Source organism: Enterococcus sp. DIV1726a, from assembly GCF_051710985.1.
Taxonomy (GTDB): Bacteria; Bacillota; Bacilli; order Lactobacillales; family Enterococcaceae; genus Enterococcus_B; species Enterococcus_B hirae.
In genome coordinates, this window is sequence record NZ_JBIOLS010000001.1 from 2,192,420 (window position 1) to 2,206,121 (window position 13,702).

Annotated in this window: 11 protein-coding genes; 1 reads left to right on the forward strand and 10 read right to left on the reverse strand. The window is 37.8% G+C overall.

What is annotated here, in order from left to right; all coding sequences use genetic code 11:
- Positions 1 to 201: 201 nt before the first annotated feature.
- From glnA to IGJ27_RS09975, 6 genes are all read right to left on the reverse strand, one after another.
- Positions 202 to 1,542 (reverse strand): type I glutamate--ammonia ligase, encoded by a 1,341-nt coding sequence (glnA, locus tag IGJ27_RS09950; RefSeq protein WP_010718711.1) that lies wholly within the window; start codon positions 1,540 to 1,542, stop codon positions 202 to 204.
- Between the two features lie 30 nt (positions 1,543 to 1,572).
- Positions 1,573 to 1,965, reverse strand: a complete 393-nt coding sequence (locus IGJ27_RS09955) for a MerR family transcriptional regulator (protein WP_010718712.1) — start codon at positions 1,963 to 1,965, stop codon at positions 1,573 to 1,575.
- Positions 1,966 to 2,168: 203 nt separating this feature from the next.
- Positions 2,169 to 3,401, reverse strand: a complete 1,233-nt coding sequence (gene hflX, locus IGJ27_RS09960) for a GTPase HflX (protein ID WP_178305754.1) — start codon at positions 3,399 to 3,401, stop codon at positions 2,169 to 2,171.
- Entirely contained in the window at positions 3,391 to 4,317 is a 927-nt protein-coding gene (gene miaA / locus IGJ27_RS09965) for a tRNA (adenosine(37)-N6)-dimethylallyltransferase MiaA (protein WP_081128158.1), read from the reverse strand. Before miaA ends, hflX begins: the two co-directional genes overlap by 11 nt.
- Positions 4,318 to 4,324: 7 nt before the next feature.
- Entirely contained in the window at positions 4,325 to 5,059 is a 735-nt protein-coding gene (locus tag IGJ27_RS09970) for a glycerophosphodiester phosphodiesterase (protein ID WP_034698950.1), read from the reverse strand.
- Between the two features lie 470 nt (positions 5,060 to 5,529).
- Positions 5,530 to 6,057 (reverse strand): hypothetical protein, encoded by a 528-nt coding sequence (locus tag IGJ27_RS09975; RefSeq protein ID WP_010718716.1) that lies wholly within the window; start codon positions 6,055 to 6,057, stop codon positions 5,530 to 5,532.
- Positions 6,058 to 6,235: 178 nt separating this feature from the next.
- Here IGJ27_RS09975 and clpP point away from each other — a divergent pair, with 178 nt between their 5' ends.
- Positions 6,236 to 6,829 carry an ATP-dependent Clp endopeptidase proteolytic subunit ClpP gene (clpP, locus tag IGJ27_RS09980; RefSeq protein ID WP_010718717.1) on the forward strand — a complete coding sequence of 198 codons (594 nt, stop codon included), beginning with the start codon at positions 6,236 to 6,238 and terminating at the stop codon, positions 6,827 to 6,829.
- A gap of 86 nt (positions 6,830 to 6,915) precedes the next feature.
- Here clpP and IGJ27_RS09985 read toward each other — a convergent pair whose 3' ends face one another.
- The 4 genes from IGJ27_RS09985 to efrA form a co-directional block, all read right to left on the reverse strand.
- Positions 6,916 to 7,404 (reverse strand): gamma carbonic anhydrase family protein, encoded by a 489-nt coding sequence (locus IGJ27_RS09985; protein WP_010718718.1) that lies wholly within the window; start codon positions 7,402 to 7,404, stop codon positions 6,916 to 6,918.
- A 669-nt stretch (positions 7,405 to 8,073) separates the two neighbouring features.
- Positions 8,074 to 9,546, reverse strand: coding sequence for a lectin-like domain-containing protein (locus IGJ27_RS09990; protein WP_178305753.1), 1,473 nt, complete (start codon positions 9,544 to 9,546; stop codon positions 8,074 to 8,076).
- A 519-nt stretch (positions 9,547 to 10,065) separates the two neighbouring features.
- Entirely contained in the window at positions 10,066 to 11,832 is a 1,767-nt protein-coding gene (gene efrB / locus IGJ27_RS09995) for a multidrug efflux ABC transporter subunit EfrB (RefSeq protein WP_010718720.1), read from the reverse strand.
- Positions 11,829 to 13,559 (reverse strand): multidrug efflux ABC transporter subunit EfrA, encoded by a 1,731-nt coding sequence (gene efrA, locus IGJ27_RS10000; protein WP_010738063.1) that lies wholly within the window; start codon positions 13,557 to 13,559, stop codon positions 11,829 to 11,831. Before efrA ends, efrB begins: the two co-directional genes overlap by 4 nt.
- Positions 13,560 to 13,702 lie beyond the last annotated feature (143 nt).

The following is a 13,702-nucleotide window of genomic DNA, read 5'->3' on the forward strand; positions in this document are numbered from 1 at the left end:
TTATCAAGCATAAGAAGGTTGTGAAAAGAGCGGTTTGCCCTGAGTATTAAGGATGAAAATCTCGAAACAGCTTTTCATGTTTTGAAAAATTCAGGCTTATTTCAAAGAGCTGATGCTAAAAACCCATTTACTCGTTTTTAGAATGAAGTGAGATTGATCTCTCCAACTCCAGTTATTCATATTCTAATGGGGTAGCGATAATCAATACAATTCCAAGTATTGTTCTCTTTCCCATTCTGAAACAGTTTGTCTAAACGCCGCCCATTCTAAGCGTTTTGCTTCGACAAAGTTTGAAAAGATATGTTGTCCCAAAGCATCTATCATCACTTTGTCTTTTCTTAATTCTTTGATTGCATTATGGATCGTTGAAGGAAGATCTTGAATGTGTGCTTCTTCTCGTTCTTCTTCGTTCATCACATAAATATTTCGATCTACAGCTGCTGGTGGCGTGATTTCATTACGAACGCCATCCAATCCAGCTTGTAATAAAACAGCCATTGCTAGATATGGATTAGCAGATGGATCAACTGAACGCAATTCCAAACGTGTGGATAAGCCACGTGATTCTGGAACACGGACTAATGGTGAACGATTACGACCGCTCCATGCCACATATACTGGTGCTTCATAGCCAGGAACTAAACGTTTATATGAGTTGACGGTAGGATTGCAAACCGCTGTATAGGCACGAGCATGTTTCAATAGCCCACCTAGGAAATGATACGCTGTTTGGCTAAGTTCTAAATCGCCATCTTTGTCATAAAAGACATTTCCTTCATCATTGAACAAGGACATATTACAGTGCATCCCCGAACCATTGATCCCGAATAATGGTTTAGGCATGAACGTTGCGTGTAACCCATGTTTACGAGCAATTGTTTTAACGACTAGTTTGAATGTTTGAATATTGTCACAAGCATCCACAACGTCTGCATATTTAAAATCAATCTCATGTTGCCCAGGAGCTACTTCGTGGTGAGAAGCTTCTACTTCAAACCCAAGGCTTTCTAATTCTAAAACAATATCACGACGACAGTTCTCACCTAAATCTGTTGGTGCAAAATCAAAATATCCACCTTTATCGTTTAACGTGGTCGTGATTCCACCATCTTCATCTAACTTAAATAAGAAGAATTCTGGTTCTGGACCTAAGTTGAAAGAGGTAAATCCAAGGTTGCGCATATCTTTTAATGCACGTTTCAAATTCCCGCGTGGATCACCTGCAAAAGGTGTGCCATCTGGGTTATAGATATCACAAATCAAACGAGCTACTTTGCCATGATCACTTTCCCAAGGGAAGATCATCCATGTTGAAAGATCAGGATACAAATACATATCGCTTTCTTCAATCCGAACAAAACCTTCGATCGAAGAACCATCAAACATCATTTTGTTTTCAAGTACTTTATCGATTTGACTAACGGGTACTTCGACATTTTTGATCGTTCCTAAGATATCTGTGAACATTAATCTTAAAAATCGAACGTTCTCTTCTTCAATGATTCGTTTAATTTCATCACCAGTTATTTGTTTCTTTACCATGGTATCCCTCTTTCTTTTTCTTTATATTATTCAGTCAAAGAATTGTCGTTGCATTCCTTGCGACTGATAATGCCCAGTTTTACTTAGCCCACCTTGCGCCAATATCTCATCACGAAAAATTTGTCGAACGTCATGATCAGTTAGCGGTTTTTTGCTCTTTTCTTCCTGTTTTTTGGCTTGAGCCATTTCGTAAACTCGTTTGATACCAGCCATATTTAATCCATCAGAAAGATAATCTTTGATCTCTAACAACAAGTCAATATCGTTTAATGAATACATTCGACGATTTCCTTCGCTTCTTTCAGGATGAACAAAATCTTGTTCTTCATAATAACGAATTTGTCGTGCGGATAAATCAGTCAGTTTCATTACTGTACCAATTGGAAATACAGACATTGAACGGCGCAATTCCTTTTCTCCCATCAGACGTCCCCTTTCGTTTAACAAGTTGGGTAAAGTATACCAAGCAAAAAAACTACTGTCAACCGCTTATGTCAGGTTTTCTAACATGAGAGTTGGTTTTTTTTACAAAAAAACTTGAGCAACGATTCATTGCTCAAGTTTTCTAACTTTTAAAAAAAGAGAAAATACATAGGTCACTCTGATAAGAAAGAGACAACGACCATTTAACTATTCAGCCATTTAGAAGTTGACTTTGCAAATCCTTTTACTTCATATCCATTTTTTTCTTCTACAAAATGCTCTTTCAAAACGAGGGTTTGTCTTCGTAAAGCACTTAATGTTTGTCCATTCTGGCTTGGCACAAAGAGTGTGTATGGCGTCATCAATTCCAACAACTGCTGTTTGATCGCTTGTACTAGCTTTTCTTTCCCATCGGTACTTTGCGCCGATATCAATACATTTGGAAAGAGTGAGGGAGTAAATAAGGCTGGATCAATTTGATCCGCTTTGTTATAGACTGTTAATACAGGCATCTCTTCCATCTTTAGTTCCGCCATCAACTGTAATACAGTCTGCTCCTGCAAAATACGATCTGGCGAACTTGCATCAACTACATGTAACAATAGATCCATGGATTGACTTTCTTCCAATGTTGAATGGAACGCATCAATTAATTGTGTCGGAAGATCTTGAATAAATCCAACCGTATCAGTAACCGTAATCTCAAATCCTTCTGCAAATCGCCATTTCTTTGTTAAGGGATCCAAAGTAGCAAATAACTGATCTTTAGAATACGTATCCGCTTGCGTAAGCAAATTAAGAATGGTTGACTTCCCCGCATTGGTATACCCAATCAAACCAATTTGAAAGATTTCACTAGACTGTCTTTTTTGGCGGTTTCTCGCTCGATGCGCTTCTACAGCCTTCAACTCACGTTTTACCCCTAATATTTTATTACGGATATGACGTCGATCCGTTTCCAACTTGGTTTCCCCAGGTCCTCTCGTTCCGATTCCACCACCTAATCGAGACAATGACTTTCCTTGTCCAGCTAAGCGTGGTAAAAGGTATTCTAATTGAGCTAGCTCTACTTGCAGCTTTCCTTCTTTCGAACGGGCTCTCATGGCAAAAATATCTAAAATCAACTGGACTCGGTCAATGATAGGGATTCCTACTGCTTCTGAGACTAGCTGACTCTGCCGAGGGGTCATTTCATGGTTAAAGATAATCAGATCCGCTTCATGAGCATCCGCTTGTTGGATCAATTCTTGTAATTTACCTTTACCGATAATGGTTTGACGATCGACTTGCGGTCGTTTTTGCGTCAATGTAAATACAACTTCCCCAGAAGCTGTATTGGTCAGCTTGCTTAATTCTGCCATCGACTCTGTGAAGTATCGTTGATTCTGTTCTGTCTCAACGCCTACGATGATCACTTTTTCTTTTTTATTTGTCATCTTTTTCCTCCAACCACGTTCTGATCAATTGATCAATTTGCTCCATACTACTGGACTCTGCTAATAAGTCAAACCAATGTGCATCAAGACGATTACGAAACCATGTTAATTGTCGCTTTGCATACCGTCTCGAGTTCATCTTCAACTGCTCCACAACGTTTTCTAAAGATTCTTCTCCCTTAAAATACGGATAAAATTCTTTGTATCCAATACCTTGACTCGCTTGGACTTCACCAAGTTCATACACAAAACGTGCTTCTTCTAATAAACCTTCCTCTAACATACTATCTACACGTTGATTGATGCGCTGGTATAACAAGGCTCTCTCGGTATTAAGACCAATCATACAATAATCATAAAGACGTGCGGGTTCCTCTTGCGGTGTTGTGATACTGTAGCCAGTCACTTCAAATACTTCTAAAGCTCGAATCACTTTTCGCTGGTTATTCCAATGGATTTTTTCCGCTGCTAGCGGATCTTTTGTTTTCAAACACTCCCAAAGTTCTTTTTTACTGAGTGTTTCAGCTAATTCTTCATATTTTTTTCGTACTGCTGTGACGCTTTCCTCTTTTGCACCCAATTGAAAATCATAAAGTAAAGATTGAATATACAACCCTGTTCCGCCAACGATCATCGGCAAACGACCACGTTCTGTGATTTCTGTGATCAATTTTCGTCCAGCTTTTTGAAAATCTGCTACGGAATAAGTTTCATTCGGTTCGATGACATCAATCAAATGATGAGGGATACCTTCCATTTCTGACGTTTTTATTTTAGCCGTCCCGATATCTAATTTTTTGTACACTTGCAGTGAATCCCCACTAATAATTTCACCGTGAAATTTTTTAGCCAATTCCACGCTAAGCGCTGTTTTCCCTACCGCTGTAGGTCCAACGATTACTAATACTTTTTCCATTATCATCCTACTTTTTCATTGTTTGTTTTATCCAAAATGCTTTTTGGGGAAAGTCTGTGATTATTGCATCTAGTTGTTGATCGAAACATCGTGTCATCTGCTGGTCGTCGTTGATGGTCCAGCATCTGATCGATTTGGGGAATGTCTCCATGGATGGCAAATGCTCCAAGTACCAGTCACCTCTAGGATGAATCCCTTCTATCCAAGGAGTATCTTCAGCTAACTGTACTTTCTTTTGTGACGTACTTAAAAGAAGATCCAGCTGTGCTTGAGGATCAATTTTTACTACTCGTTCCAATGTATGAAAGTTAAAACTGCAGTACGCATGTCGAAAAGGCCATTCCACTGCTTTTAATTGTTGAACTACTTTTTCTTCGATGCCAGCATACTCATATTTATCTGTTTTGATCTCGATCATTACCGTTCCACGATAATTCATTTCCCAAAAAAGATGCAAGACCTCTTTCAAAGTTGGCACTTTTGTTGCCTGAAACTCTGTATTGAACCACTTTCCTGCATTCAACTTTTTTATCTCTGCTAATGTTTTTTCCCGTACCAATCCTTTGCCATCCGTCGTCCGATCCACTTCCTCATCATGAATCACCACGATCTGCTCATCTTTCGTCAAATGAACATCTAGTTCAATCCCATCTGCACCTATTCGAACCGCTTCGGCAAACGCAGGCAATGTATTCTCTGGATGGGTACCACTACTTCCACGATGCGCAAAAATCTGAACCATTTCATCACCACTTTCAGTCTCTTTGATTGTACCATAGGAAAAAGGCTGTGAAAAAGTCGTAATACTTCAAATGGTTAAGAATGAGGTTGACTTGTCATTCTAAAAAATGAGTAAACGGTATTCAATAAAGAACTACTCAGCAATAAGCGATGATTTTCTAAAATATGAAAAGCTATAAAAGTCCTCTCTCATTCGCTTAAAGCTGTTCTTCGACGATCAGTCAAAAATCTCAAAATATGGGGAGCTGTTTCGAGATTTTCATTCTTCATACTCAGGGCAAACTGCTGTTTTCACAATCTCTCATTCATAGTGTTTCATCTATCGAAAAATAAGCCGAAAAAACCAAAAATATAAGGAACTACTTTTGGATTCTTCGGCTTATTTCTAAAAGCTAGACAATTCTGTCACAACCTTGACTTTACAAATTATAAAAGTTTTTTGATCCTCTTCGATCTCAACTCAAAAAACAATTAGCTCCACACATTATCATTTGAGAAAAAGCCAATGGGTTGTCGCGTGACACTTTTTAATTGCGCTTTTTTTTCATTGATCATTTCCGTCAGATTATCCGTGAAGTTTTCTAAGATCACACGTCCACCTTTATAAGCATAACCGCCTATTTTCATCGTTTCGTCAGGAGAAAGAACGACTTTACGGTGCGCAATGTTTTTAAACAACTCCTCTAAGATGTAATTTGGAAGATAAAAATTATTTTGTGCAGCAAATGACTGTAAATAAGCAAAATCATCAATAGTGATATAACAATCATCAAATGCATCAAAGCTGACATATTCATCTAACAGTGTTGCTCTTTTTTGCAAGATTTCATTGATTTTTTTATTTAGTTGATTCAAAGTCTCAATCTCTTTGACTTTTAATTCTAATTCCCGTCTTCGTTGCTCTTTGTTTTCAAGATGGCGCATCTGAACAACCATCCCGATATATACTAAAATAGCTCCTAATAAAACGCCAATTAAGCCTACGATGCCAACTACCAATTAGTGTTCCTCCTTGCTGTATTCTTCTATTTCATCATAACATAAACGTGCAAGCACAGACTATTTTCTAAAATTTTTTTATTTGACCTTTATTGACCAAGAATGTATACTACTTTTTAGGTAGAAGAAATGAATTTGTGTTACACTATTTGTAAAGAACTTAAGGAGGAACCAAATTATGAATTTAATCCCTACAGTTATTGAGCAATCCTCTCGTGGCGAACGAGCTTATGATATTTATTCACGCTTATTAAAAGACCGCATTATCATGTTAAGTGGTCAAGTGACTGATGATCTTGCAAACTCGATCATTGCTCAATTGCTTTTCCTAGATGCACAAGATTCTGAAAAAGACATTTATCTTTATATCAACTCTCCTGGCGGTTCTGTTACTGCTGGAATGGCGATTTATGATACGATGAATTTTGTTAAAGCAGATGTCCAAACCATTGTGATGGGTATGGCTGCTTCTATGGGTAGTTTCTTACTGACAGCAGGTAAAAAAGGCAAACGTTTTGCTTTACCAAATGCTGAAATCATGATCCATCAACCACTTGGCGGCGCACAAGGTCAAGCGACAGAAATCGAAATCGCAGCTCGTCACATTTTACAAACACGAGAACGCTTGAACAAAATTTTAGCAGAACGTACTGGTCAACCTCTTGAAGTGATCGAAAAAGATACCGACCGTGATAATTACATGACTGCTGAACAAGCGAAAGCATACGGTTTGATTGATGAAGTGATGGAAAACAGTGCTGGATTAAACTAATATCATTTGTAAACTAAAAGGACGATGGGACTGCTCGATTGAGCGGCTCATCGTCCTTTTTTCAGTTGGAACGAAAGCTCGGTTTTTCAATGCTGTTCTTTAAACTTTCCTTCGTTATATTGTTCTCCAAGTTCAACGTAATGTTGAATATTTTGGCGATTCTTTTCAATCTCTTCTTCCGTTAAAGGACGAATGACTTTAGCTGGCCGACCAAACGCTAATACGTTGGGCGGAATGACCTTGCCTTCGGTCACTAAAGAACCAGCACCAATCAAACTATTTTCACCGATTACTGCATGGTTCAAAATAGTTGATCCCATACCAATCAACGCGCCCTTTTCGATGGTGCAACCATGAAGCATACATTGATGTCCTACCGTTACATTTTCAGCAATTTCAACTGGTGCATCATGGTCCACATGAATAACAGTACCATCTTGAATATTCGTTCTTGCTCCAACTTTAACCGTATTGCTATCCCCACGAATCACCGCTTGATACCAAACTGTGACCGATTCTGCGAGCTCTACATCGCCAACAACAGTTGCATTCGGTGCAATAAATTTTTGACTCATTTTTACACATCTCCTTTTTTGGCTTATTTCCAATTATAGCAGAAGATGGATTTCTCCTTCAAAAAGACTGGCAGCTATTATTTCATAGTCCCTTCAAGCACGCCTACTCTCTAGGGACTGAGACAAAAGTTGTCTCAGTCTCTTCTAGTATCTCTAAAAACGAATAAACGGCGTTCAAGAAGCAACTCCTCAACAATAAGCGATGATTTTCTAAAATATGAGGAGCTATTTAAAAAAATCATCGCTTATTCGCTCGGAGCTGAACGCTTCTTTCACAGCCTCTTGCTAAACGGTGTTCAAACATCAGCTCCTTGAAATAAGCCTGAATTTTTCAAAACATGAGGAGCTGTTTCAAAAAATTCTTTCTTATTGTCATCAGAGCTACCCGATGTTTTCACGACCTCTTGTTCACGGTGATACAAAAGTAGCATCTTCGGAAAATTTGCCGAAATTTACCAAAAATTTGAGAAGCACCAAGTAGGTAACAATCAACATCAAAAACTAGTTTTTGTGTTTCTTGTCAATTTTCGAAAATTCCTTCTTATTTCTTGATGCTGAACACTTTTGTCTCAACCTCTCGTTTTTACACAACTAAAGAGCTCAGAACAATCTTTCGTGTTCCAAGCTCTTTCCTTTTATCTATATGCTATCTAAACTGGTAGCTAAATTTTATCCATTTACTTTAGAAATATTGATTGAGCCGATATAGCCAGCTTTATAGTTTTCTACATTGATTAGTGGGCTTGTTTCTCCTTTATTTACTTTAAAAGTAGTTGTAAGTCGATAGTATCCTTTTTCTTCTAAAACCCCATCTCTCATCAATGTGGTGTTAAGGAGTTCACGACTATCTTTAGACGAAGTATCTTCCTTCAATGCCACTTTTACATAATGGTCACTCAACATATCGACCACTGGTTTCACATAAACGGTTACTCGATAAGTTGCATTTTCTTCTAAAGCTTCACTACCGTTAAAGATTTTATATACACTAGCATGCTGATCAGCAAAGAAAGTATAGTCACCAACTAAAGCATTCACAGGGTCTTTCACTAGTTCAATGTCATCTCCTGAGAACATTTTCCATCCAGCAGTTTGTCCGTCAGGCCAAGTATCATTGATTTTCACCGTTACATTAATCGTTCTTCTAGCCACTTCATTTACACTATTTTTCACTTCATAAGTGACTTGGTATTTTCCAGGAATAGAGGAATCAACGTTGTTTTCTACCACTTTGATTTTGTCTGTGATGTCTCCGTCAACACGATCATAAGCACTTAGATTGATTCGTTTGTCATATGGATCAAATAACTCATCGTGCAAAATTTCAATATCATTTGCATGTAACTCTGGTTTTTCAAAAACAGCTGCAAATTGATTGATTCTGACAGTATGCGTATTGAAGTGTTCTCCTGTTGCAGCTCCAATCGTAAAAGTATATTTCTTTGATTTATCGATGTTTGGATTTTTCAATTCCCAATGTTGCCCATCATAATCTGCAGTAATAAGTTGTTGCTTGCTATTCCATTTTAACGTTAATTTTTTAAAAGTATTTGGCGTGAATTTAATTTGTTGCATAGGAGCTAAAGCGGTTAAAAATCCGCTGTTGGCATCTGTTGAAACAAAGCCTCCATGAGCACCAACCATTTGAGCATGGTTGAAAGAAGTATCCGCATCATCTCTATCTGGCGCTTTAGAATAGGTATCCAATTCAAATCCAATTCCCTTTTTCAGGCCTCTGATACCTAGACCACCACCATTAGCTCCAATGTCGCCAATTGCTCCTTGGTGGAAAGCCACACCTACCCCATCAGCACCATTTACATTATCACCTAAATTGACATCCATATCCAACAAGAAATCATAGTTCATATCAAGGGAGACGATTCCAGATATTGTTCCTTTTTGAAATTGTTTCGATTGAGTAAGACGAGCTGTATGGGAATCAAGTTGGACGGCACTTCCATTAAATGCGACGATGTCTTTCAAATCAAAATTATTTTGATCCACATTTTGGGAGATAGCAATATTTTTATTGACTAAAACATTACTAGTTTCTGCATTTACTGACAATCCAACAACACTTACCCCAATTAATCCAATAGTTCCTGCACATACTTTTTTATAAAAGGTCTTTTTGTTCATAATAAATAACACTCCCATTCATATAGTTATTTTTTATACACTATCCTTTTCCGTTTTATCTGCATTTCACCATCTCTTTTCATTCTTTTAGTAAACAATTACGCGTAAAATTCATTTACTAGCAAGCATCCAGTAGTAGAAGCATTTTTGAATGCTATTTCGCCTCCCTTGATCTTTTTTCTACTACAAAATTATCGTAACGCTCAGATCCTATTATTTTTATTTTGTATAGTAGTCCAACAAATAAAAAAAGAGGTGAGACAAAAATGTTTCGCATCAAGAAATAAGAAGGGATTTCCGAAAATTGACAAGAAGCATAAACACTCGTTTTTTGCTGTTGATCGTTACCTACTTGATGCTTCTTATTTCTTGATGCTACTTTTATCTCACTGTTTATTCAATTTTTAGAGATACTAAAAGAGACTGAGGAAAGTTTTTCCTCAGTCTCTCTATTCTAAAATTCTTTCTTATTTGCTCGGAGCTGATCGCTTCTTTCACAACCTCTTGGTTTAATCGGTATCAAGCATCAGCAACATCTTCAGCAAATTGGCTATTGTACAGTTTTTCATAGAATCCGCCTTGAGCTAACAGCCCTTCATGCGTTCCTTTTTCGATAATTTGTCCTTGATCCATCACTAAGATCAAATCCGCATCACGAATTGTTGAAAGGCGATGAGCAATAACAAAACTTGTTCGTCCTTCCATTACACGATCCATTGCTTTTTGGATCAATGCTTCTAAACGAGTATCGACAGAACTAGTAGCTTCATCAAGTATCAAGATTTTAGGATCAGAAACCACGGCTCTGGCAATAGTCAATAATTGCTTTTGCCCTAACGAAACATTGTCACCTTCAGCGTTGATTTCCATTTCGTAACCATCAGGCATTGTCCGAATAAAATGATCAACGTTAGCTGTTTTTGCTGCATCAACGACTTCATAATCCGTCGCATCTAATTTACCAAAACGAATATTATCAGCAATTGTCCCTTCATAGAGCCAAGCATCTTGAAGAACCATACCAAATAATGAGCGGACATCACTACGACTCATCGTTTTAGTATCAATACCATCGATTTTTATTGCCCCATGACTCACATCATAAAAACGCATCAATAAATTAATCAGAGTGGTTTTCCCTGCACCGGTTGGCCCGACTACCGCAACTGTTTGACCAGCTTTTACTTCAAAGTTCAAATCTTGAATCAACGGTTTTTTAGGGTCATAAGCAAAATCAACATGTTCAAATGAAACATTTCCTGCTACTGTTTCTGGTAAAGTGACATCCACTTTATTTTCTTTTTCTTCTGGTTCATCTAAAATCTCAAAGACACGTCTGGTAGCCGCAGATGCACTTTGCAATACAGAAGATAACTGTGTGATATTCCCCATTGGCTGGCTGATTTGCCAAATATATTGGATAAATGCTTGTAATTGCCCCACAACGATGACACCCGTAATGACGTAAAAACTTCCCAATACAGCCATACCGATATAAGTAGCATATGCGGTCAACTGAACTAAGGGCATCATCAATCCAGATATAAAGGCTGCTCTAAATCCATAATGTTTCAATCGATGATTGACTTGTTTGAATCCTTCAAACGTTTTTTGCTCACGTCCATAAACTTTTAACACACTAAAACCAGTCATATTTTCTTGGACATAACCATTTAAATCCCCTAACGAATTTTGCATTTCTTGGAAATATTTTTGCGAAGCATTGATCACACGTTTTGAAATCCAGATAGATGCAGGAATCATGATCATCGAGATCAACGCCATCAATGGCTGGATATAAAACATCATCGCTGCTGCCAGTGTGATCCCTAAAATAGCATTCACCACACCGATAAACGCTTGCTGTAACGCCCCACTGACTGCGTCTACGTCATTCGTCACCCGAGATAAGATATTTCCTTGTTGATTTTTATCAAAATAAGAAACAGGCAATCGATTGATTTTTTCTTCAATATCTCTTCGCAAATCTTGCATTGCACTTTGCACGACATTCGTCATCAAAACACCTGAAAGTAATTGCGAAACACAATAACCAACGCCCACGATCGTGATCCAAATCAAACAATTGAAAATATAAGAAAAATTAATTGCTTCGTTGTTTGCAATATTGTGACTGATCTCAGTAGTTGGCAATCCGACAACGTAGGGTAAAGCAACGTTGAAAATCACCGTCAAAACAGTAAACAACAGCACAAAGAAAAATGTTAACTGATAAGGTTTGATGTATCGAGCTAATCGTTTTAAGGAAGATAATGTTTGTTTCATGCTAATTCCTCCTTCGATAATTGCGAAGCTGCGATATCATAATAGATTGGACAGTTTTCTAATAATTCACGGTGTGTCCCGATACCTACGACTTCTCCCTCATTCAAGACGATGATTTTATCAGCATGCATGATCGTACCCACTCGCTGCGCCACGATTAACACCGTTGATTCGGTCGTTTCTTTTTTCAAGCGAGCTCGAAGTTTTGCATCCGTTTGATAATCAAGTGCCGAGAAGCTGTCATCAAAAATATAGATTTCCGGACGTCGAATAATAGCTCTGGCAATCGCTAAACGCTGCTTTTGTCCTCCAGAGAAATTAGCTCCACCTTCGGAAAGAAGTTCATCATACCCATCCGTTTTCTTCGAAATGAAGTCCGTTGCTTGTGCGATTTCAGCTGCTCGCTCCATCTCCTCTTGCGTAGCATCTTCTTTTCCATATCTTAAATTATCTGCGATCGTCCCAGTAAATAACAATGCTTTTTGAGGAATAAAGCCAATTTTATCTCTTAATTTACTCAAGCGATAGTCCCTGACATCTACGCCATCAATAAGGATTTCCCCATCACTTACATCGTAAAATCGAGGAATCAATTGAATCAACGTTGACTTCCCGCTACCTGTACTACCGATGAATGCAACTGTCTCTCCTGGCGAAGCAGTAAAACTCACATTACGGATCACGGGTTCTTGTGAATGTCCAGGGTAAGCAAATGTCACATTCTTAAACTCAATATATCCTTTGGTTTTTGTTTCAGATACACCATTTGGATCTTCTTTGATCGACGGTGAGGCATCTAATGCTTCTTGGATACGCCCTGCTGAAACAGCTGCCCGTGGATACATCATAAAGACACTTGCAAACAGCATGAAGGAGAATAATGCATGGAAAATATATTCAATAAATGCAATCAGATCCCCCACTTGAAGTGAACCAGCATCGATTTGAACCGCTCCGCTCCAAATAATCAAGACCATTACAATGTTAAACAGGAAGTAGAATCCAGGCTGTGCAACAGCCATTAAACGAAACAAGCTTTTCGAGCTTTTTGTATAGTTATCATTAACTTTCGCAAATCGTTTTTCTTCAAATTTTTCATTAACGAATGCCCGGATAACACGTAATCCTGAAAGATTTTCACGTAAAATACTATTAATCTTATCCAAATTTTTCTGTTGTTTTTTTGATAACGGTTCAGAAAATTTCGCAATCGCAACCACTGAAAGTAGTAAAAACGGTAGCGCTCCGATCACATAATAACTCAATGAAACACTGGTCCGCATAACCATATAAAGACTGACAACAAACATCATCGGTGTCATAAATCCGATCCGTAAGATATTTTGTAAGAACAGCATAATTTGATAAGCGTCGTTCGTCGTACGCGTGATCAACGAAGCAACCCCTAATGTTTCATATTCTTGGTGAGAATAACTCTGGATTTTCTTGAATAGATCATCACGAATATCCGCAACGATGTTCGTCGTGATCCGTGAACCAAAATAGCCTAATAGAATATTCATAATGATCCCAACCACAGTAATCACGACCATCAAGATCCCTTGTTGTTTTACATAACCAAAATCGTTGTTACGAATCCCGACATCAATCATACGAGCTAAAATCGTTGGTAAGCCTAACTCAATTAAAATAAAACCAAATACGCAGATGAAATTTAATAACAAATATTTCTTATAGCGCATGGTATAGTGCCACATCAACTTCAAACTCTCATCTCCTTTTAATTAGAATAAATTTAGCTATTAATAAAAATAATAGCACACTCCTACAGTATATAGAACACCTCTCTCATCAAAAATTTTTTTTATTACATTTAAATGATAAAAAACATTTTTCCTTTCCACCTTGT

Excerpts from the sequence above, each read along its gene's own strand:
- IGJ27_RS09955 (WP_010718712.1), bottom strand. The coding sequence starts at position 1,965 with ATGGGAGAAAAGGAATTGCGCCGTTCAATGTCTGTATTTCCAATTGGT.
- clpP (WP_010718717.1), top strand. The coding sequence starts at position 6,236 with ATGAATTTAATCCCTACAGTTATTGAGCAATCCTCTCGTGGCGAACGA.
- IGJ27_RS09990 (WP_178305753.1), bottom strand. The coding sequence starts at position 9,546 with ATGAACAAAAAGACCTTTTATAAAAAAGTATGTGCAGGAACTATTGGA.
- miaA (WP_081128158.1), bottom strand. The coding sequence starts at position 4,317 with ATGGAAAAAGTATTAGTAATCGTTGGACCTACAGCGGTAGGGAAAACA.
- IGJ27_RS09985 (WP_010718718.1), bottom strand. The coding sequence starts at position 7,404 with ATGAGTCAAAAATTTATTGCACCGAATGCAACTGTTGTTGGCGATGTA.
- hflX (WP_178305754.1), bottom strand. The coding sequence starts at position 3,401 with ATGACAAATAAAAAAGAAAAAGTGATCATCGTAGGCGTTGAGACAGAA.
- IGJ27_RS09970 (WP_034698950.1), bottom strand. The coding sequence starts at position 5,059 with ATGGTTCAGATTTTTGCGCATCGTGGAAGTAGTGGTACCCATCCAGAG.
- glnA (WP_010718711.1), bottom strand. The coding sequence starts at position 1,542 with ATGGTAAAGAAACAAATAACTGGTGATGAAATTAAACGAATCATTGAA.
- efrB (WP_010718720.1), bottom strand. The coding sequence starts at position 11,832 with ATGAAACAAACATTATCTTCCTTAAAACGATTAGCTCGATACATCAAA.